The sequence below is a fragment of the Arcticibacter svalbardensis MN12-7 genome (genome assembly GCF_000403135.1).
GTDB classification, from domain to species: Bacteria; Bacteroidota; Bacteroidia; order Sphingobacteriales; family Sphingobacteriaceae; genus Arcticibacter; species Arcticibacter svalbardensis.
This window is the reverse complement of sequence record NZ_AQPN01000099.1, coordinates 1-22031: the sequence shown is the minus strand read 5'-3', so window position 1 is coordinate 22031 and position 22031 is coordinate 1. Positions and strand designations below refer to the sequence as shown.

The window sequence follows — 22031 nt, the reverse complement described above, 5'->3', positions numbered from 1 at the left end:
TTTAACCCAACAGCGCCCGAAGCACTTCAATATGATCGGCATCTTCAATTTTCTTATCATGCCGCCAACGTAAGATCCGTGGAAAACGAAGGGATACTCCTGATTTATGCCTGCTGGATTGATTAATCCCCTCAAACCCAATTTCAAACACCAATCCCGGTTTAACCGTTCGTACCGGTCCAAATTTCTCCAGCGTATTCCGCTTCACATACTGGTCTACCTGACTCATTTCCTTATCAGTGAGTCCGGAATAAGCCTTGGCAAAAGGCACCAGCTTATCCCCATCCCATACCGCAAAGGTATAATCACTGTATAAATCCGCCCGCCGGCCATGTCCTTTTTGTGCATAAATCATCACCGCATCAACCGACAGCGGATCCACTTTCCATTTCCACCAGTCCCCTCTCTTCCTTCCCGTTTGATAAACCGATTCAATACGTTTCAGCATAAACCCTTCCGCAACGTTCTCCCTGGATTGCAGTCGCAGCGCATACAAATCTTTCCAGTTTGAAAAGCCAACGATTGCCGAGAGCCGAAAAATATCCTGATGCGGACTTTCCGCATGAAGTTTCTCTAAGATAGAACGACGATACTTCAGCGGCATAGATCGGATGTCATCACCCTGATACTCCAGGCAGTCATACGCAATAAAGGCCATTGGGCTCTCTGTTAAGATCTTCTTCGTCAGGTTCTTTCTACCAATTCGGGTTTGCAGCACATTAAAAGGAAGAGGACATTCTCCGCTAAAACAAATCGCCTCCCCATCCAGCACCGTTCCATCCGGAAGATCCATCATAAACCGATGCAGCTCAGGAAACTTATCGGTTACCAGGTCTTCTCCCCTGCTCCAAATAAAAATTTCTTTGTCACGATAAATCGCCTGCGCCCTGATGCCATCCCATTTCCATTCCGCCTGCCAAGCCTCCGGATTCCCTAAAGCCAGCTCCATCTCCTCTGCCGATTTAACCTGTGTAGAGGTTTCCTGAATCGGGTAAGCCAGACAAAATGGGTAAGGCCTGGAAATATCATCCGAAGCGTCCTGCTCCTGCATCAAATCGTGGAAGCTAAAGTGCAGCGGATCCCAGTTTCCCATAATCCGGTGCGTGAGCACAGAAGCGTCCAGTCCCGAAATATCCGCCAACGCCTTTACAATTAAACTCTGCGATACCCCTACACGAAAACTGCCCGTCAATATTTTATTAAAAACAAACCGCTCCTGTCGATCCATTACGGCCCAGGAACTCACCAGCCAAAGCTTCCGCTCTTCTTCTTTTAAGCTAGCAAGATTATTAATTTCCGCAATCCATTCCGTTAATGACTTATCCTGCGAACCTTCAGGCTCCGGAAGTAAAAGAGCAATCGTTTCCCCGAGATCGCCCACCACCTGGTAACTTTCTTCAAATAACCATACCGGTATTTTTGAAAGTTCCATTGCCCAGGTTTTTACTAACGTAGAATTGATCTGTCTTTTAGGTTTCCGTCCGGTAAAAAGAGCCAGTGTATTAATCTTATCCGCATCGGGAACATACATAAAGTACGCCTTCAGAATCCTGATCTTCTCATTTGTTTTATTCGTTTCATCCAGATCAGCAAAAAGCTTTGCAAAGTCCTTCATCCCTTTTCCTCCAAAATGGTTTCATTATTTTCCTCTTCTTCCAGTCCGTATTGGGTATTGGCTTCATAGGCATCAAAACCCTGTTCCCTTAGATAACGGGAAAAAGATGCCGTTGAACCATGCGTTAAACAAACAGATTCGCATTCAGTGGCCTTTATTGCGGTAATCAGTCCCTCCCAGTCCGCATGATCGGAAAGCACAAACCCACGGTCTGCTGCCCGCCGCTTTTTAGCTCCCCTGATGGACATCCAACCGGAGCAGTACCCAAAAGATACAGCAGGAAAACGCCTCATCCAGATCGAGCCAACTGCCGAAGGGGGACATATGACCAATCCGCCACGAGCACTTTCCCTCACAAGCTCTGGCGTAACCCGTTGCGCTTCTGGCAAATGGATTCCATTCCGCTCCAATGCCTCATTGGTATTGGCAATCACCCCATGCAGATAAACCTTGCCAATAGACAGATCAAGTCCCTGCAAAATGCGCTGTGCCTTGCCTAATGAATAACCAGCGATAAATGTGGTTCGCCCTTCAGCAGCATTAGATTTCCACCATTGATTCATGTCGTCATAGATCTTCTGCTGAGGTTGCCATTTATAAATAGGCATTCCAAAAGTGCATTCGGAAATGAACGTATGACATTTCACTGGTACAAAAGGGGTACTCAGACCATCATCTTCCAGCTTATAATCGCCTGAAGCAACCCACACTTCCCCTTTGTATTCAACCCGTACCTGTGCGGAACCGATGATATGTCCGGCTGGATAAAAGCTTACTTTAACACCATTAATCAGCGTTTCCTGTTCATAATCCAGTGTTTCTAAAGAAATCTCTCCCAGACGGTAATACAACACTTCTCTGGAAAGAGAATGTGCCAGGTAATGCTTATGCCCCCAGTAAGCATGATCCGAGTGCGCATGTGTAATTACGGCACGATCAACAGGCCGCCATGGGTCTATATAGAAATCTCCTGCAGCACAGTAGATTCCCTTGTCATTGAATTGGAGCAGAGGTTGGGTCATGAGCATATAAACCACTACTTGATGGATATAGTTTTACCTGCAAACGGATATTAAAACTTAAGTCAAGGTATCATAAAATTAAGATCAGATTGAGGGTGGAGCCACAGTGACGCCACGTTGAGGCCACAGTGAGGCCACGTTTTTGCGGTAAAAGGTGGCCTCACTGTGGCCTCACTGTGGCGTCACCCTAGCTTCAAGGGTAAACTGACCTTACTCTTTCCATAAGTTGACCGTTGTTAAAGTATGAGCAAATTACTATATTTTCCTAAAAGAAGTATGCAAAAAAAGCACAACAAAAAAAGGGCACCTTTCCTGTTAAAGAAAGATGCCCTTTATATTATTGTTATTTAATTTCTAATAAACCATCGTAAACTGACCCGTTTGGTTCAATCGGATAAAGTCAGCCATTGTCTTCAAACTTTCGTCCTGTACAAAGTCGTAGTCATCCCCTTTTTTCACTTCTCCTTTTTTAAGCGGAGGCAGACCTTTTATGGCACGTCGTTGATTATCCCTAACAAGCGATCTGGTTTCCTGAACTTCACGTTCTTGTTTCAGTTTCGCTTCATTTAAAGTAACCTCAAACTCATTCTCTCTCTTCTTGAATTCACTGATATCTTCCAAAAGATATTTATATTCCGAAGAAGTCTTCATACGGGCATCATGCAACTTAACCAATTGCACATTGATGGGTTTCAGATTAGCTACAGCGGTATAGTTAGCCGGACTAATTGAATCAAATGGCAGAGCAGATGGCTCAGAGCTTTCTCCATATTTATCAGCAGAAAAGATCATCGGGAACTGGATATCCGGAATCACACCCTTATGTTGGGTGCTACTTCCATTGATGCGGTAAAACTTAGCAATCGTTAAGTTAATCTGACCAAATTTAGGTCCTTCCGTCGCGGTTGTATTTTTATCCGTGTCTTTTACCTTATTCAGGAGCTGATCTACCGTACTGATATATCGGGATAAATCCAAAGCAGATTGAACGGTACCCTTACCATAAGTTTGAGTCCCCATGATAATACCACGATTATAATCCTGTATGGCTGCGGCAAAGATTTCAGATGCAGAAGCACTGAAACGGTCTACCATAACACCAAGAGGACCTGTCCAGGAGATTGAAGGATCATCATCATCACTCACCTCTGTTGATCTTGGATTACGTACCTGCACTACTGGTCCTTTTTTAATAAACAAACCAGTTAGTTCGATCGCTTCCATCAGCGAACCACCACCATTAGTTCTCAGGTCAATAACAATACCATCCACTTTATCGCGCTTCAGTGTATCGATGATCATACGAACATCACGGGTTGTACTTTTATAATTAGGGTCACCAGCCTGGTAATCCTTGAAGTTCATATAAAATGCAGGAACTTCAATTACGCCAATTTTATACGTTTTGCCGTTCTGTATAATGGTTTTAACCGTCTTTTTAGCCGACTGATCTTCCATCACCACTTTATCGCGTACCAGGGTAACGATTTTAGGTTGAGAAGAAATCTCCTGACCGGCAGGAATGATCTTCAAACGTACTACTGTTCCTCTTGGACCTTTAATCTTGGAAACAGAGTTGTCCAACCGCCAACCTCTTACATCTACAAACTCACCATCTTTTCCTTGTGCTACACCTAGAATTTTATCATTTACATGGAGTGTCTTCGCTTTAAAAGCAGGGCCACCCGGAACAATTGAAATAATCTTGATCACTTCGTTTTCAAGTTGCAGACTAGCACCTATGCCTTCGAAAGTACGGGACATCTCTTCATTGAATGCCTGTGCCCGTTGCGGAATAAAGTAATTGGTATGCGGATCAATTGCCTCAGTAAAGGAATTCATGATCACCTGAAAAGCATCCTGATTATTTAACTTCTCCGTTTGGGACAATAAGTTTTTATAACGGGTCTTTAAAGTCTCTGCGTTTTTCTTTGCGTCTGTGCCTGATAATTTTAAGCTTAACAGATCAGACTCCACTCTTTTTGACCAAAGCTCATTAGACGCTTCGATGGAGCTTAACCAGGGTAATTTTTCCCGGTTATAGGTATACGTTTCATTTTTCGTAAAATCATACGGTTTATCCACCTGTGTAAGCGAATACTTTAAACGATCAGTATAACGGGTTTGGAATACATTGAAAATATGAAAAAAAGCAGAAAGATCTCCATCCCTTAAATCATCATCAAAGGTAAAACGGTATTTTTCGAAGTCCTTAATGTCGGATGCTAGCAAATAGCTATGTCCTTCATCCAATTGTTTCAGGTATCTATCCAAAACCTGTGAAGAAAGTGAATCGTCAACTTTAACTTTTTTGTAATGGGCACCTTCAATAATCTTGACTAATTCTTTAGCAACCAGACTTTGTGAGGCATCGGGTTTTAATCCCTCCGTATCCATATCAACCCGGGGTGTGGCATTGCAGGCGATAAAAGCCACTATAAACAAAGCCAGGAATATTTTTTTCAGCATTTCTTTAAGAGATTTAAAATCCATTTCTTACAACCTATCTACTAATTCTATACCAATTATATGTATAAACAAAAAAGAGGCAGTTAGGTACCGCCTCTCTAACACTACAATATCAAAAATAGTATTAATTGTTTCGTAGTCTATAATAATATTACATTCAATAGAATAAAAAGTGAAATTATAAAGGCATTCCCTTCATCAAATTAGCTCTAAGGCGGCTATATTCGTCTAAGGCAGAGCCTGCTGCAGTATAATTACCAAGCTTATTATACGTTTCGCCCATATCTCCTTTAATTTCAATGAGCTTAACGGGGTATTGATTTTGAATAGCTAATGTTTCCGCTTTTTTATAGTCGCGAAGAGCGTCCTGATGGTCTTCAAGGGCGTTTTTTACTTCTGCAATATGGATCAGACTTCCTATTAAGGCTTGTTTATCATTTAATTTCTCAGCAAGGGTATGGGTTTGAATGCAGAACCACTTGGCTTCAGAATAGCGTTTCTGACTATAATATAAGACAGAAAGGCTTTGAAAACATTTCATTCGGCCTGCTTTATTTCCTAAACGGGTAAATCCAGGCAATGCTTTTTTAATAATATTATATTCAGCCTGGTCATAGTTGTTCAGCAATAGCTGATTTTCTGCCAGCTCCAGGTAAGCATCTGCCACAAGTGCAGGTTTTCTTAAAGCCGTATATAATTGAATCACCGACTGGTTTTGAACAAGCGCTTTTTGGTACTCACCAGAGATCTGGTAGAGTGCAGCAAGGTTGGATGAAATTGAAGCCATTCCTTGTTTGTCATTTATCTTTTCCTTGAGGCGCAATGCTTCATTGAAGTAATAAATGGCTTGAGGGATATTGCCTTTTTTGCCGTAGTAAACACCATAGGTATTTAAAATCAGCGCCTGACTCTTCTCATCACCGCTCAATTTATAATCTTCCAGTAAGAACTTTAGGGTAGTTAACATATTTTCCTGCGGTTCCTGAGAGATCTCAGTTTGGTTCAGCAAAGAGTGCAGGATCAGCACATTCTGATACTTGATTAAGTCGGCAGTCTCATCCGTTTTTTTCTGCAAACGCCTGTTTATTGCTTGTCTGCGTAAAAGAGCGGAGTCTACTGGGGGCGTTGCATCAAAATAAATCGGTCCAACTCGTTTTACATTGCTGGCAATCCGTACAGAATCCTGTCCAGCTGCCTTCACTAATCCATTTGCAATCAGCATTCCTGCCAATGCAACCGTTAATAAATTTTTTGTCATATATAAATCTTGAACTTAATCAAAGATACGCATATATAACTATTTAGGTTACAAGTTATTGTACAGAGGTTTTTCTTTAGAAGACATCAAGCCAGTTATTCCGTTAGTTAGAACGGCTTCGGGATGCTTGGGACGCTGATTTACTACCTGTACTGGCATAGTAATAGGAATATCCTTTTTTCACATTGGCTATCATAGTTAAGTTGTTCAATCTAACGGCTAGTGTACTGGCTTCTTTCAGGTCGCGCAAAGCAAGCTTATTATGATGGATCGCTATCTTAACTTTCGACAGATTAACCAATGAGGTGATGATCCCTTTTTGATTATCTAGATTGCGGGATTGCGTATTGGCCTGAATGAAAAACCATTTCGCTTCAGAATACCTTTTTTGTGCAAAGTAGATACGTCCCAATAAATCAAAACAACCTATCCTTCCGTTTAGATTATCCGCCGACCGATATAGACTTAACGCATTCTGTAAGATCAGCGATGCTGCCTGTTTATATCGTGTCTGAATTCTTCTTATTTCAGCAAGCTTAACGTAAGCATCAGCCAACGTACTTTTTTCATTAATTACATCGTATTTATTGGTGGGGAGAGAACTGATGTATCCCGCTGCTTTTTGTACATCTTTTCGTTTAAGCAGTACAGCTATGAGCATATTGGCGGTTTTTCCAGCCTTTCCATATTCCTTTTGAATTTCCTGAACTTGCAGAAGCAGCATATAATACTTCTCTGCTTCGATCAGGTCATTGTTTTTCCTGTAATAAGTAGCGATCTGAGCGATAACATTTTCCCTTTGCTCTGAATCTCCTGCCTTATGGAATAACATTTCGGCAGTAACAAGTTCGTGAATTGCCTGTTTATTTAAGCTTTGTTTAAACATAACCTGTGCAATCCCCATGCGAAGATTGCCTTCCTGTACCATATCTACGTCGTGGTTAAGAGTACTTATACTATCCCGAAGGGTTTTAATACTAGCCTCAGGAGGCTGTGAAGGAGTTATTTCAGCTGGGACTAACTCTAACGTGTCCGCATAATTACTTGCAGATGCGCTTGTTGAATAAAACAATAAAAGGGCTAAAGCCAGGTACAAGATTTTCATTTATATGTAAAGAAAGTAAATTATAAACCTTGTACCTATAAGAAAGTTTCAATTAGAGAAGAATATGATGCCCAAACCATATAAGGATGCGTATCTGCATGATATATTTCGCCTTGAGAAGTGATGCCAATGATTCCGGCAAAGCCATCATAAGGCTTCAGTTCGGCCATTGTTTTATCAGTTGCCTCCTGAAGCGAAAACCCGTCAGTTACACGGGTGACAATTTTTGCAGCAAGTGCCGCACTGACAATATCTTCACCCACTCCGGTGCAGGAAATCCCTGCAAAGGCATTGGCATAATTTCCTGCTACAGTAGCAGAATCGCTGATTCTGCCCGGAACTTCAAAGCCTTTTCCTCCCGTAGAGGTACCCGCAGCCAAATGGCCTTGTGCATCCAGGGCCACACAGCCAACTGTTCCTGTCCGTATCGTTTGTTTGAGCTTAAATTCATAATCCAGCCTTCGCTCCACCGTTTCCGGATCATAGAAACGGAATCCGTTTTTCCGGGCAAAAGATAGTGCTTCAGGGCCGCCCAATACACGGTCATCAAAGTCGATTAAAAGGTTGGCTACATGGATCGGGTTTTGAATATCCTCAATATTGATCACCCCCGAAAACCTCTGGGAGTGCCCGTCCATCAAAGCAGCACTCATTCTGATCTTTCCATCGCTTTGTATCTGCGAGCCAAGACCGGCGTTAAACAACTCGCAATCTTCCAAGAGGGCTACGGCATATACCACTGTTTCCAGGGCCGTATGAGACAATAAATAAGTATGGGATTGTTCCGCAATCTTCTTTAATGCCTTTTGCTTGCTTTGTTTAACTTCATTATTGGTAAGTGATTCGCTGAAAAAGCCTCCGTGAATAATAATTTTAGGTACCATTAATCGTAATCTTTAATTTTGAGATACACATCATCTTCAATCTGGATCGCTTTATTGATAATAAGGTTATGCTTTTGGAGATCGTACTTGTCATAAATAGACATCACATGCACTTTTAAGTTATCTATTGATACCGGAGAACCAATTTCAACGTCGTAGATACTGGTTTCATTGATGTACCGCCCGTCCACTAATATAGTTAACCCGGCACCTATAGCTTCCATACACACTCCATCCGTAATCAAAAGTCCTGCATCTTCCCCCAGTCCTACACCAAGCATACCGGGATTACTGGCAACCGCATAAAATAGTCGCCCGATCCGTCCTCTTTGTACAAAGTGCGTATCAATGATTACATTGTCTATAAATCCAAGTCCCCCCGTAATTTGCACCTCCCCTTTTAGCAATGCTTCACTGCTGCTCCCTCTATAAATCATATTCGTAGAAGCGGCTGCAGCACCGGCAGAAGTTCCGGCGATCATAAACTCATCTTCGATGTATCGTCTCTTGAGGATGCGGTGTAATTCTGTTCCGCCCAGAATAGCGCTGAGGCGTAACTGATCTCCTCCGGTAAGCATCACGATATCGGCCTTTTTAATCCGGTCGATGGTATCCTGGGTATTGGCACCTTCTCTGGAGCTGATATCAAGCACACCTACATTGTTAACCTGTAACTGGTTAAACGACTTGATGTATTCTTTTCCAACAATCTCCGGGATCTTTGATGCGGTAGTAATTACTTCCACTATAGAATCTTCGCCTTTGGCAGATTCTGTGATCATCCTTTTGAGTATGCCGCGTTCAAAGAATTTTATATAATGCGGGTGACTAATATCTTCATTATAACTCAGATAACTACCTAAATCAACTGCACCTCCAATGATAACTAATTTACCTTTCGGGACCATACTCTGAATTTTTTTTATGCTTACCTATTAAATATATCAAAAAAATGACCATTTAGTTTTTTTTGAACGCATTAAAAAAACTTTTATACTTGTTTAAGGTTAGAAATGCGTTAATATAGATCCTCAATTATGCAAATTCAGAGTATCCAGGTGCTCAAAGGACCCAATATTTGGTCGGTAAGAAGAAAGAAATTAATACAAATGCGCCTGGACCTGGGAGAAATGGAATACAGGCCCAGCAATACTATTCCAGGATTTAAGGAACGGTTACAGCAACTCATTCCCAGTCTGAAAAAACACCGTTGTTCCGAAGGGCATGAAGGAGGTTTTTTTGAGCGGGTACATGATGGTACCTGGATGGGGCATATTGTGGAACACATTGCGCTGGAAATTCAAACACTTGCAGGCATGTTTGCTGGATTTGGCAGAACGAGAAGCACCAGTACAACAGGCGTATACAATGTGGTGTTCACTTATGTGGCCGAACAAGCAGGAATGTATGCTGCCCAGGCGGCCGTGCGGATTGCCGAGGCATTGGTTATTGGAGAGGAATACGATCTGAAAGCCGACATCAGGAAGCTGGAAAAATTACGCGATGCGGATCGTTTCGGACCAAGTACCGGTGCAATTATTGACGAGGCGATAAAAAGGAAGATTCCTTTTACACGCTTGGATACAGCATCATTAGTGCAGTTGGGACAAGGGAAAAACCAGGTCAGGTTCCGCGCAACGATGACTGATAAAACCAGTAGCATTGCAGTCGATATTGCCGGCAATAAAGAAGAGACCAAGCGTTTACTGAAAGAGCATGCCATTCCTGTAGCGGATGGAAGTACTGTTTCGACATTAGATGGCTTAAAACAGGCCATAAAAGAGATTGGTTTTCCATTGGTATTTAAACCACTGAATGGAAATCATGGTCGGGGTGCTACTATCAACGTGAACTCGGAAGAAGATGCTATTACTGCATTTGAATTAGCACGAAAGATCTCTCCTAAAGTCATTGTTGAGCGTTTTATAACGGGATATGACTTCCGCGTACTGGTTATTAACTACAAAGTAGTAGCCGCCGCGATGCGAAAACCGGCTCATGTGATCGGGAATGGAAGAGATACTATACAGCATCTTATTGAAGAAGAGAATAAAAATCCAAAGCGCGGTAATGGTCACGAAAATGTGCTGACCAATATCCTGATCGACCAGGATACACATGATATGCTGCGCAAGGCAAACCTGACTTTAGATTATGTTCCTTCTGAAGGGGAAACAATTAACCTTAAATCTACCGCAAACTTAAGTACAGGTGGTACGGCAGTAGACATGACAGATGAAATTCATCCTTTAACTGTATTCACCTGTCAGCGGATAGCAAAAGTGATCGGCCTCGATATTTGTGGAATAGATATTATGGCAGGCGACATTACGCTGCCTTTACAGGAAACCAAAGGGGTGGTATTGGAAGTGAATGCAGCTCCAGGATTCAGGATGCATTTAGCACCAACGGAAGGCAAACCCCGAAATGTGGCCGCACCCTTTATCGATATGCTCTATCCGAGAGGAAAATCGCCTAGGATTCCAATTATCGCCATAACCGGCACAAATGGTAAAACAACGACTACCCGGCTGATTGCATATATCATTAAAAATTGTGGTTATAAAGTTGGATATACGACTTCGGACGGGATCTATATCCAGGATATGATGCACAAACAGGGGGACATGACCGGTCCTACTAGTGCAGCCTTTATTCTACAGGACCCAACGGTTGAATTCGCTATTCTGGAGACTGCTCGTGGTGGTATCTTACGATCAGGGATCGGTTTTGATTTTTGTGATATTGCGGTGATCACGAATATCCAGGAAGATCATCTCGGGATTTCAGACATTCATACGCTTAAGGATTTACAACGCGTAAAGAGTGTATTAGTAGAAACCGTTAGAAAAAATGGCTGGGCTGTGCTAAATGCGGATAATCCGTATTGTGTAAATATAGGCATGGATACCACGCATTGTCAGGTTGCATATTTTAGCATGTATGCCGACAATCCGGTTATTACAGCGCATTGTTTGAATGGTGGATCTGCTGCTATTATAGAAAACGGGAACATTGTATTGATGAAAGGCGGTTTGAAAATAACGCTGAGCAGTCTGCAAAATGTTCCGATTACCTATAATGGGTCTGTGGCGTTCATGGTACAGAATGCAATGGCGGCAAGTTTGGCGACCTATCTCTGGGGATTTCAAGTCGCAGAGATCCGTACATCCATCGAATCCTTTTATCCTTCCACCGAACAAACGCCAGGAAGAATGAATTTATTTGATTTCAGTGACTTTAAGATATTGGTTGATTATGCGCATAATCCGGATGGATTAATGGGAATCAAACATTTCATCATGAGCATGAAAGCATCCAGAAGAACAGGGATTATTTCAGGGACGGGTGACAGGAGAGATGACGATATACGGCAAATGGGGCGTATTTCGGCAGGGATCTTTGATCACATTATTATTTGTCAGCAGAAGTATCTGAGGGGACGAACTAAGGAAGAAATTGCTAATTTGCTTCTGGAAGGAATTAGGGAAGTTGCTCCAAACAAACCGGTTGAGATAACAGGCTCAAGTGATGATGCATGGGAAAACATCCTGAACAACAAAGAGCCCGGAGAGCTGATTACGATTATAAGTGATTCCATCAATCATGCTTATCAAAGAGTTAAAAGTTATCATGAGAGTCTAACCCAATAAGAGTTCTATTTTTCTTTCTTGATAATAATTCAAAAGATTAAACGTTGATAATATTGTAATTGGTCAATATCATTGTTGGCTTAATTGTGATAAGGTTTAGGTTAGAGCGTTACGATTTCTTCGTGGCGCTTTATTTTTTTTAGCTATGTCTTCCTTTTACAAAAACATTCACAAAAAGGCCTGCGAATAGTAAACCTACAATAGCCCCTAAAAAGGCATAAAGGATTGAAGAAGTTGTCACCCATCCTGTTAATACGCCAAAAACCATGGCGAGAATAAAATAATATCCTTCCGTATTTTCTTGCTTTGAATTTTCCATATAATTCTTTTATCAAAAATAGGTATTATTCAGGTTTGTTTAAAATCGGAATGCGTACAATTTATAAAATTGATACACAATCTCTTTCGCAGTTGAAACAATTGCTTAAAAATCATCCTTTAGTCATAAATATTTAAATGAGTGTATCATTGTTACAATTAATCAATCGATTGATTAGTTTTGTATAATGGTAAAAGAAGACAAGAAAGAGATCATTTTAAATCATGCAGAAAGACTGTTTTCGGAGAATGGATACGATGGAGCATCTACCAGAGCGATAGCCAAAGATGCGGGTGTAAATATGGCCATGCTGAACTACTATTTCGGTTCGAAAGAAGGTTTATATAAAGCAGTTTTCCTACGTAAGTTTTCTGGTTTTTATGAGTCTCTTTTACAGATCATCAGTTCTCCCCTTTCTTCTTGGGAAAAAATCACCAGGTATGTAGATATATATGCAGACCGGATTGTGAAGCATAATTGTTTTCACCGCCTGATGACTTATGAGTTATCCATCCAGCAAAGGTCAGAAATGACCGATATCATTGTTGAACATCTTTTAAAGAATATAAACATCGGCAAAACAATAATAGAAGAAGGAATAAAAGAAGGCGTGTTCAGGAAAGTAGATCCAGAAATGACCATAGCTACTATTTTCGGCTCGATGTATTATGTGGTCAATTTAAAGAATATTACTTCGGCACTGCTAAATGTAGATATGCATGATCCTGAAGTCGTAATCAACGACATTAAACCCCGAATAAAAAAACACTTAGCGGCATTATTAGAAGCCCATCTGAAAGTATAATCATGAATCAAACATCTATCCCTATTATGCAAAACAAGCTACTCGGATATACAAGAGTTAGTATTACCGCACTGTTACTCCTCACTTTTAGTGAGGTATCATTTGCTCAAACCAAGAGGGCAATCACGATTACAGAAGCAATTGAACTGGGAAAACAAAACAGTAAACAATTGAAGCTGTCACAATCCAGGATTGATGAAGCGGTATCACGCTACAACCAAACGCTGGATGAGGCGCTTCCCAAGGCATCTGCAAGTTACACCTATAATCACGCAAACTTTTTAAGCAGTCGTTTTGCGCTTCCAGGAACTGCGGACAGCAACGCAATTGATTTGCCTTCTAAAGCGGATGCTTTTATTGGCACCGTCTCTGTACAGGAACTTATTTTTGCAGGTAACAAACTACGGTACGCGAAACAGTCCACTAATCTCTTAACAGAGATCGCAAAATTGGGAGCTTCCCAGGAAGAAGACAATGTGGTTTACGCCGTGATTAATTCTTATTATAACCTCTACAAGGTTCAACAAAGCGAACAAGTAGTGGTTCAGAATTTGAAATCGATTGACCAGCAACTTAAGCAGGCACAGCAATTTTTTAGTCAGGGGCTAGTGACTAAAAATGACGTTCTGCGCTTCCAGTTACAACATAACACGATTGAGCTTACCGGCGTTGATCTGGAAACAAACAAAAAGATTGTTAACTACAACCTGGATATCCTCTTAGGTTTACCCGAGAATACCGAGCTAGAAGTGAGTGAGTTCAAGACCCCTTCTTCTTCTGACCTGATCTTAACCAATCTGATTGATACAGCATTAAGTTCCAGGGAGGAAATAAGAGAGTATGAACTTCGGAATACCCTTGCGGAAACGAATATCAAGACTATTAAGGCTGATTTGAGTCCTACGCTTAGTGCAGCAGCTAATATGTACTACATCAATCCAAGCGGCAAATTTATTCCTCAAGCCAATACCTTCCTGGCTCCTGTAAGTGTTGGAGCAACGCTTGCCTGGAATATTGATCGTATCTGGACCAATAAGAATAAGATATCGGAAGCCAGGATTCAGAAAGTAGAAGTAGAAAATACCAGAAACATCACTATAGATCAGGTAAAAACAGAAGTGAACAGGGATTATCAAAACCTGACACGATCATTAACCCGGATCAAAATACTCCAGAATTCCATTGAACAGGCATCAGAAAATGACCGGATCCTGGAATCTAAATACCGGAATAATATTGCATCGGTAACTGACCGGATAGATGCACAAACCCAGCTTTTCCAGTCACAGATCAATCTGGAACTGGCAAAAGCAGATGCAGGCCTGGCCTGGTACACCTTACAAAAATCAACTGGAACAATAAAATAATACATCTATATCACAGTAATGAAAGAGAACAGTAAAAAATCAATCAAAATAGTACCCATTATTCTTGCAGTTGTTATCCTCATAGGAGCAGTTGTTGGTATTAGAGAATATCTATATCTGCAAAACCATATTGATACAGATGACGCACAAGTAGATGGAGATATCAGTCCTGTTGTATCCCGCGTAGGCGGTTATGTAGACACCATACTTTTTGAGGATAATCAACATGTAGTAAAAGGACAGGTACTGGTTAAGCTGGATCAGCATGATTATCAAATCAAGTTGGAGCAGGCCATTGCGGCACAAAGAGGAGCGAGTGCAGGTATAGATGTATCAAAGTCACAAATCAATACCACATCAGCAAGTTCCGCTACAGCAAAATCTAATGCCGTTTCCGCGAAAGTACGACTATGGCGTGCCAATCAGGATTACACCCGTTACGCCAACCTGGTGAAAGAAGGTGCAGTAACCCAACAGCAATTTGACTCTGCAAAGGCAGAGAAAGAGGCTGCAGAAGCCGCTTATCAGGCTGCACAAGCTCAATATCGTGCCGCAGAGGGACAAGTTGGAACAACACGCTCGCAGCTACAGGTTACTAATACTGGTGTGGATCAACGTCAGGCGGATGTAGACTTTGCCAAATTGCAATTGTCCTATACCACTATTAAAGCTCCAGCCTCAGGAATAATCTCCAAGAAAAGCATCCAAACCGGACAGCTTATCCAGGCCGGACAAACCTTATTTTCTGTTGTAAATGATAATAGCATCTATATCACAGCAAATTTCAAGGAAACACAAATGGAAGATCTGAAAAGCGGTTCCAATGTGGAAGTGGAAGTAGACGCATACCCCGATCACATCATTAAAGGACAGGTTTATAATTTCTCTCCCGCTACAGGGGCCAAATTCTCTTTACTTCCTCCTGATAATGCGACCGGAAACTTTGTAAAGGTAGTTCAGCGGATCCCTGTTAAAATTAAAATCAAAACAGAGGAAGCTTTCATGAAAAGATTGCGTCCCGGAATGAGTGTTAAAGTTTCTGTACACACAGACGATAAATAATGGCAGAAGTAGGATTAAAGAAGTGGGTAATTACAATTACGGTCATTACCGCTTCACTGTTGGAATTAATCGATACCACAATTGTGAACGTATCCATGCCCCAGATTCAGGGAAATTTGGGTGCAACACTGGAAGATGTTGCCTGGGTTACAACAGGCTATGGGGTAGCGAACGTCATCATTTTACCCATGTCAGGTTGGCTGGGAAGTCGTTTCGGTCGTAAAAATTACTTTTTAACCTCCATCATCATCTTTACGATTGCCTCTTTTCTTTGTGGTAATGCAAAAAATCTGGATGAACTAATTGGTTTCAGAATACTGCAGGGACTTGCAGGCGGGGGATTGATCTCAACAGCACAAGCTATATTATTGGAAACCTGGCCAAGGGAGGAGGTTGGTATTGCAACCGCCTTGTTTGGATTGGGCGCAGTGGTTGGACCTACTGTAGGGCCTACTATTGGGGGATATATCACAGATCATTTTTCATGGCCGTGGATCTTTTACGTGAACATACCGGTAGGAATTATAGCTGCCTATTGTACGTATACGTTTGTACGGGTCACGCCTAAGGATGGGAAAGATAAACCGATCGACTGGTGGGGAATTGGTCTGTTAGCGGTTGCTGTAGGCAGTTTACAAACTGTACTTGAAAAAGGCGAAAGTGAAGATTGGTTTGCAACCGGTTACATCACCTTATTGTCTGTTTCAGCTGTCGTAGGTCTCCTGTTATTTATCTGGAGAGAGCAAAGCACGGACCACCCTATTGTGAACTTTAAGATCATGCGGCACCGAAGTTTCAGTGTAGGGATGATTACCTCCTTTATTTTAGGCTTCGGGTTATATGGATCAGTGTTTATTTTCCCCATATTCTGTCAGCAGCTACTGGGCTTTTCGGCACAGCAAACCGGGGAAATACTCTTCCCCGGAGGGTTAGTCACCATTGTGATGATGCCTTTCGTCGGGATTATGTTAAAGAATAAAATACCGGCCCAGTTTATGGCTGCAGGTGGCATGTTGCTTTTCTTTTTATTCTCGCACATGCTGAGTAAATCAACGCTCTCATCAGGAACATCAGACTTCTTCTGGCCCCTGGCGATAAGAGGACTGGGTATGTCACTGTTGTTCGTACCCCTAACTACACTGGCCATACAGGATCTAAAAGGACCTGAACTGGGACAAGGTACCGGGTTAAATAATATGATGCGTCAGCTTGGAGGTTCCTTTGGAATTGCGGCATTGACAACTTTTATCCATATCAGACAAAGCTTTCACCGGAATGTGCTGATTGAAAATATCAGTAACTATAATCCAGCGTTTACACAACGGTTCAATGAAATGGTACATAATTTTATGTCCAAGGGCTATTCCCATCTGGATGCACAAAACGTGGCACTAAAAGCCATGGATGGAAATGTAATTAAGCAGTCGGTACTTCTTACCTATACAGACACGTATTGGGTAGTCGGCTTTGTCCTGCTTTGCTCCATTCCCTTATTATTTTTACAGAAGTTTAATAAAAACGTAACGATGCCTGTAGATGCGCATTAACAAAAAGACCGTCTTATGGTTACCCATAAGACGGTCTTTACTGATTACAATTAAAAACCTTTCTCCTTCGAATCTAAGACAGACGATTCATCCTTCGCACTGCCTTTAAAGGGGTAATATCAATTCGAAAGCGGTTAACCTTATAGTAAAAATAAGCATTTTATTTATATATAAAAAATGTTCCAACAACTAGTAATAATTTTATTACATAAAAGTATCAGGGTTTAGTAAATAATTTTACCTGTTGCAGTTATCAGAGATGCGATACGAACGGCATCAAATACCCGCTCCTCCTTTGCCCCTAGCTTCATTAAAGAATCTTCATGCGAGTTAACACACATTTCGCATCCATTTACAGCAGAAACAGCCAGACTCATTAATTCAAAAAATTCTTTGCCATTTATTGGCTTCATCATAATCTGCATTCTGATTCGTGCAGGGATTTGCGTATATTTTTCTTTTTGTGTAAAGTGTCTGAACCGGTAAAAAACGTTATTAGAAGCAAGCAAAGAGGCGCAGGACACCGCTTCAGCAATTTCTGCTTCAGTAGCTTCATTTTTTGATGCAAAAGCCGTGTAAAAATCCGTTAATGGCTTATTGTTGTTGTTTACGGAAATAGAAACCCCGATCAATCCAATTTCTTTAGCAGACAAATATTCAGATTCAAGGGTACTTGTAAAGTTCACTTTTAAGTCCCGAAGATACCTTGACCCAGCTTTTTCAAGCAGATCTAAAGCAGGTGTACGGTAGGTTATATCTAATTGAATCGTTTCTAACAATTCGTCTATTACTTCAGTAGTTTCACTCATGCTATTAATTTTATATTTTATAAAAAATCCCCGTAAAGCGGGGATCTGTATTATTAAATGATATATCGCTTAATATTAATTAAGCACCAATTGTTTCCTGACCTTTTTCCCAGTTACAAGGACAAAGTTCATCTGTTTGCAAACCATCAAGAACACGTAAAACTTCTTTCACATTTCTACCTACATTTAAATCATTTACACATACCCAACGAACAACTCCCTGAGGATCAATAATAAATGTAGCACGGTAGGCAACTTTTTCAGTTGGCTCTAAAATACCCAATTCTTCTGCAAGAGATTTTGACGTATCAGCAAGCATCGGGAATTTTAAGTCACGAAGATCATCATGATTGTTTCTCCAGGCAAGGTGTACAAATTCAGAATCTGTAGAAGCTCCGATTAAACGAGCATCTCTGTCGCGGAATTCGCTATATGATCTATTAAATTCAGCTATTTCTGTCGGGCATACAAAAGTAAAATCCTTTGGCCACCAGAATATAACGGACCATACATTATCATCGTTGGTAAGATATTCCGATGTAATGGTATCAAATTCCTTACCTTTTTCTATACTAACTACTGCTTTTTTTTCAAATGATGGAAATTTCTGACCTATTGTTATCATATTAATTTTCTTTGTTTTTTAATTATATTTCAAAGGTACCCCGCTTTTGTTGTCAAAGCAACAATTTAAGATTAATATGCTATACCTATTATCAATAGGTTATAGACAGAATCTATATCATTATATTTAATATTTCTTTAAGAGGTTATTTAACACTGCTTTATCTTCAATAGTAAGCTCAGGGGATTGATCTGTTGGTATGAAATGCAATTTAAAGGACCTTATTGCAGCTAAAGAATCACTCACATTATATCCGATCAGGCGCAATGCGGCAACTCCATTAAAACCAGCAGGTACAGAATCGAGGAGCGAGTCCGGCCAGTTCCCATAACCATTCTTAGAAAGCTCCTGCCATGGGAAAAAGGCATTGGGATCCACCTTCCTTCCTGGTGCGATATCCGAATGTCCAATAAAATTAGCTGTTGGAATAGTATAATTTGTTTTAAGCAGTGCAAGAAGTTGCATCAGACTTTTAATCTGGCTTTCAGGAAATGCTTCCGAGCCATTATTGTCCAGCTCAATCCCAATGGATGCTGAGTTAATATCCGTTTCTGTGCCCCATTTGCTATTTCCTGCATGCCATGCCCGAAAATAATCATTGAGCATGTGATGCACCGTTCCGTCTTTACAAATCACATAGTGGGCGCTCACCTGTGTCCGTTGCAATGTAAACGTTTTAAGGGTTTGCTCGCAAGAGTTTTGTGCCGTATGATGAATGATGACGTAATTCGGTTTCCTCAAATTTAAGTTAACCGTCCCAATACTATAAGGGGGGACTTTGCCACCATAATTCGATACGAGGGGCACCTGGGTAAGTTGTTTTACCAAATCTTTAGCTTGTTTTTTATATAGGCGATTGGTGCTGGCATACGGATTTGAGGAACATCCGCAGTAAAACAGAAAAGCAAAAAGTAACGCAGGTAAGATATATTTAGTCATAGATTGTCTTAAAACGCTAAATACGCTTATTTTTGCATCACCTGAAATAAATTAATCTATTTTATATCCATGATAACTTTAGAAAACGATGATTTTAAAGCGGATATCTATCCGTTTGGCGCTGAATTACATAGCCTTTACTCCAAAAAAAATAAAATTGAATACCTGTGGGATGGTAATCCTGAATTTTGGCCAAGACACTCACCTGTTTTATTCCCTATAGTTGGAGGATTAATAGATGATGCCTTCTTATACAAAGGAACCAAATATACATTGGCGAAACACGGTTTTGCACGCGATACAGAATTTGAAGTAGAAAGCAGCTCTGCTGACAAGGCAACATTCCTATTAAAAAGCAATGAAGAAACATTAAAGGTTTACCCTTTTGCATTTGAACTTCGCCTGATTTATACGTTAACTGATAGCGAGGTCACCTTAACCTACGAAGTAACCAATCCGGCTAAAGAACCGATGTACTTTTCAATTGGAGCACATCCGGCATTTAAGGTTCCTTTAACTGATGGAACATACGAAGATCATGCTCTTGTGTTCAGTGAAGAAGAAAATTCGGACAGATGGGTAATTGATGGTAATTATTTAACTGAGCCTGTTAAATATATAGATCACCAGTCTAAAATTAACTTAACGCATGATCTGTTTTACAAAGATGCACTAGTTTTTAAAGACCTTAAATCCACTTCAATTTCTATCGTAAATAATAAAAATGCACACGGATTAAAGCACACATTCAAAGGATTCCCTTATATGGGTATCTGGTCTGCTACTGATGCTAATTTTGTATGTATCGAGCCTTGGTGTGGTATTCCTGATGGTTATAAACATGATCAGCAATTAGAAAGTAAGGAAGGAATCAATAAGTTAGATGGCGGCGAGAAATGGTCTGCCAGCTGGAGTGTTGCTTGTTTTTAAGCTTTTAGTTGCTTGTATTTGATCTTTTAATCAAGATAAACAAGGTAGCGCATAGTTAAAAGGCAATACCCATCTCTTCAAAAGAATTGAATCATAAACAGAAAGAGGCTGGATCGTCAATGATCCAGCCTCTTTCTGTTTATGATTGTTAATTTATTAATTAGGCCCTGAATAATTCCAATGCTATTCCAATTCTTAAAATAGCTTCCTTTTCTCCAAGTGCTTTTGAGATATCAAACACATGAGGACCATATTTACCACCTACCAGCATAATACGGTAAGGTAACATGACGTCTCCAACTTTTAAGCTTCTCTCCTGAGCTAATTCCTTAAATTGCTCTTCCAACTCTGCAGAAGTTAAAGCAGCACTACCCAAGAGCAATTCAGAAAACGAGTGAAAGAATTCCTCTTTTTGTTCCGTCCATTTAGGCTTAACTGCATTTAAATCATATTCGGCTGGAATTTTAAAGAAATAACCAGCCTGCTTAACAAAGTCAGTCATCACCGTACACCGATCTTTTACCATATCGATAACGGCCAGTAACTTAGATGGTTCAGCAGTGATCTCATTCTGTTTGAAGACTTCATTTACAGCCGGAGCAAGTTGCTCAGCTGATGTTTTTTTAATCCATTCGGCACTGTACCATTTTGCTTTTTCAAAATCAAATTTTGCACCTGCTTTACTTACACGATCAAGTGAAAATTTCTCAATCAGCTCTTCGATACTGAATATTTCATTTTCGGTACCATCATTCCAGCCCAACATAGCTAACATATTGATAAAAGCTTCAGGCATAAAACCTAATTCGCGAAAACCTGGAGTAACTTCCCCTGTAACAGGATCGGTCCAGCTCATGGCATATACAGGAAATCCCAATCGGGCACCATCGCGTTTACTCAATTTACCATGACCATCCGGTTTAAGGATCAATGGCAAATGAACCCATTTAGGCATGTTATCTTCCCAACCAAGGTACTTCCAGAGCAGTAGATGGATCGGTGCTGAGGGCAACCATTCTTCACCACGAAAAGCATGCGTAATTTTCATTAAATAGTCGTCTACAACCACTGCAAGGTGATAAGTAGGCATCCCATCTGCTTTTAAAAGCACTTTATCATCGGATAGTCCTGCTTCAAAACTAACCTCGCCTCTAATCAGGTCAATAAAAGAAATAGTTTCACCATCAGGAATTTTGATACGGATCACATAAGGAGTTTCCGCAGCCAGCAAACGCTGCACTTCATCTTCCGGAAGGGAAATGGAATTTTTCATGTCCATACGGTGTGCATGTCCATATTGGAAATTATTGATCTCTTTGCGCTTAGCATCCAGTTCTGCAGAAGTATCAAATGCATAATAGGCATATCCTTCTTTTACCAGTCGTTCTGCATATTCACGATACATCGGTTTACGCTCGCTTTGGCGGTAAGGGGCATAGGGACCTCCTACAACCGGACTTTCGTCTGGTTTAAACCCGCACCATTCCAGGCAATCTAATATGTACTGTTCAGCACCTGCAACAAAGCGACTTTGATCGGTATCTTCAATTCTTAGAATAAATTTACCACCATGTTTTTTTGCAAAAAGGTAGTTAAATAAAACTGTGCGTACGCCACCTAAA

At 40.8% G+C, this 22031-nt stretch carries 18 protein-coding genes; 6 read left to right on the top strand and 12 right to left on the bottom strand.

Features of this window, described 5'->3' with window-relative positions:
- Position 1: 1 nt before the first annotated feature.
- From ADIARSV_RS12975 to ADIARSV_RS12945, 7 genes are all read right to left on the bottom strand, one after another.
- Complete coding sequence (locus tag ADIARSV_RS12975; RefSeq protein WP_016196008.1) at positions 2–1615, bottom strand: ATP-dependent DNA ligase; 1614 nt, start codon at positions 1613–1615, stop codon at positions 2–4.
- Positions 1612–2637 (bottom strand): ligase-associated DNA damage response exonuclease, encoded by a 1026-nt coding sequence (locus ADIARSV_RS12970; RefSeq protein WP_016196007.1) that lies wholly within the window; start codon positions 2635–2637, stop codon positions 1612–1614. The genes ADIARSV_RS12975 and ADIARSV_RS12970 overlap by 4 nt, the downstream gene beginning before the upstream one ends.
- Positions 2638–2991: 354 nt before the next feature.
- Positions 2992–5106, bottom strand: coding sequence for a carboxy terminal-processing peptidase (locus tag ADIARSV_RS12965; protein ID WP_235048419.1), 2115 nt, complete (start codon positions 5104–5106; stop codon positions 2992–2994).
- Positions 5107–5284: 178 nt separating this feature from the next.
- Positions 5285–6364, bottom strand: coding sequence for a tetratricopeptide repeat protein (locus tag ADIARSV_RS12960; protein WP_016196005.1), 1080 nt, complete (start codon positions 6362–6364; stop codon positions 5285–5287).
- Between the two features lie 103 nt (positions 6365–6467).
- Positions 6468–7469, bottom strand: a complete 1002-nt coding sequence (locus tag ADIARSV_RS12955; RefSeq protein WP_016196004.1) for a tetratricopeptide repeat protein — start codon at positions 7467–7469, stop codon at positions 6468–6470.
- A 35-nt stretch (positions 7470–7504) separates the two neighbouring features.
- Entirely contained in the window at positions 7505–8353 is an 849-nt protein-coding gene (locus tag ADIARSV_RS12950; RefSeq protein WP_016196003.1) for an isoaspartyl peptidase/L-asparaginase, read from the bottom strand.
- Complete coding sequence (locus ADIARSV_RS12945) at positions 8353–9261, bottom strand: cyanophycinase (RefSeq protein WP_016196002.1); 909 nt, start codon at positions 9259–9261, stop codon at positions 8353–8355. The genes ADIARSV_RS12950 and ADIARSV_RS12945 overlap by 1 nt, the downstream gene beginning before the upstream one ends.
- A gap of 129 nt (positions 9262–9390) precedes the next feature.
- Between ADIARSV_RS12945 and cphA the strand changes: the two genes are divergently transcribed.
- Entirely contained in the window at positions 9391–12006 is a 2616-nt protein-coding gene (gene cphA, locus ADIARSV_RS12940; RefSeq protein ID WP_040300038.1) for a cyanophycin synthetase, read from the top strand.
- 139 nt (positions 12007–12145) lie between these two features.
- Here cphA and ADIARSV_RS12935 read toward each other — a convergent pair whose 3' ends face one another.
- A complete protein-coding gene (locus tag ADIARSV_RS12935) occupies positions 12146–12325 on the bottom strand; it encodes a hypothetical protein (RefSeq protein WP_016196000.1) in 180 nt (59 codons plus the stop codon).
- Between the two features lie 187 nt (positions 12326–12512).
- Between ADIARSV_RS12935 and ADIARSV_RS12930 the strand changes: the two genes are divergently transcribed.
- The 4 genes from ADIARSV_RS12930 to ADIARSV_RS12915 are packed head-to-tail and all read left to right on the top strand — an operon-like array spanning position 12513 to position 17106.
- Positions 12513–13130: a TetR/AcrR family transcriptional regulator gene (locus ADIARSV_RS12930; protein ID WP_016195999.1), complete on the top strand. Its 618-nt coding sequence runs from the start codon at positions 12513–12515 to the stop codon at positions 13128–13130.
- Between the two features lie 2 nt (positions 13131–13132).
- Positions 13133–14497 (top strand): TolC family protein, encoded by a 1365-nt coding sequence (locus ADIARSV_RS12925; RefSeq protein ID WP_016195998.1) that lies wholly within the window; start codon positions 13133–13135, stop codon positions 14495–14497.
- 18 nt (positions 14498–14515) lie between these two features.
- On the top strand, positions 14516–15559 hold the full coding sequence (locus ADIARSV_RS12920; RefSeq protein ID WP_016195997.1) for an HlyD family secretion protein: 1044 nt from the start codon (positions 14516–14518) through the stop codon (positions 15557–15559).
- Complete coding sequence (locus ADIARSV_RS12915; protein WP_016195996.1) at positions 15559–17106, top strand: DHA2 family efflux MFS transporter permease subunit; 1548 nt, start codon at positions 15559–15561, stop codon at positions 17104–17106. The genes ADIARSV_RS12920 and ADIARSV_RS12915 overlap by 1 nt, the downstream gene beginning before the upstream one ends.
- A gap of 224 nt (positions 17107–17330) precedes the next feature.
- Here the strand turns inward: ADIARSV_RS12915 and ADIARSV_RS12910 are convergent, their stop codons facing one another.
- The 3 genes from ADIARSV_RS12910 to ADIARSV_RS12900 form a co-directional block, all read right to left on the bottom strand.
- Positions 17331–17915 (bottom strand): carboxymuconolactone decarboxylase family protein, encoded by a 585-nt coding sequence (locus ADIARSV_RS12910; protein ID WP_016195995.1) that lies wholly within the window; start codon positions 17913–17915, stop codon positions 17331–17333.
- A 79-nt stretch (positions 17916–17994) separates the two neighbouring features.
- Complete coding sequence (locus tag ADIARSV_RS12905; RefSeq protein ID WP_016195994.1) at positions 17995–18540, bottom strand: peroxiredoxin; 546 nt, start codon at positions 18538–18540, stop codon at positions 17995–17997.
- 126 nt (positions 18541–18666) lie between these two features.
- Positions 18667–19479, bottom strand: coding sequence for an N-acetylmuramoyl-L-alanine amidase (locus ADIARSV_RS12900; RefSeq protein WP_016195993.1), 813 nt, complete (start codon positions 19477–19479; stop codon positions 18667–18669).
- Between the two features lie 69 nt (positions 19480–19548).
- Here ADIARSV_RS12900 and ADIARSV_RS12895 point away from each other — a divergent pair, with 69 nt between their 5' ends.
- The gene (locus ADIARSV_RS12895) at positions 19549–20409 is read left to right on the top strand and encodes an aldose 1-epimerase family protein (protein ID WP_016195992.1); all 861 of its coding nucleotides are present in this window, start codon (positions 19549–19551) and stop codon (positions 20407–20409) included.
- Positions 20410–20569: 160 nt separating this feature from the next.
- Here ADIARSV_RS12895 and gltX read toward each other — a convergent pair.
- The coding region (gene gltX, locus ADIARSV_RS12890; protein ID WP_040300036.1) for a glutamate--tRNA ligase at positions 20570–22031 on the bottom strand (1462 nt) is incomplete at its 5' end.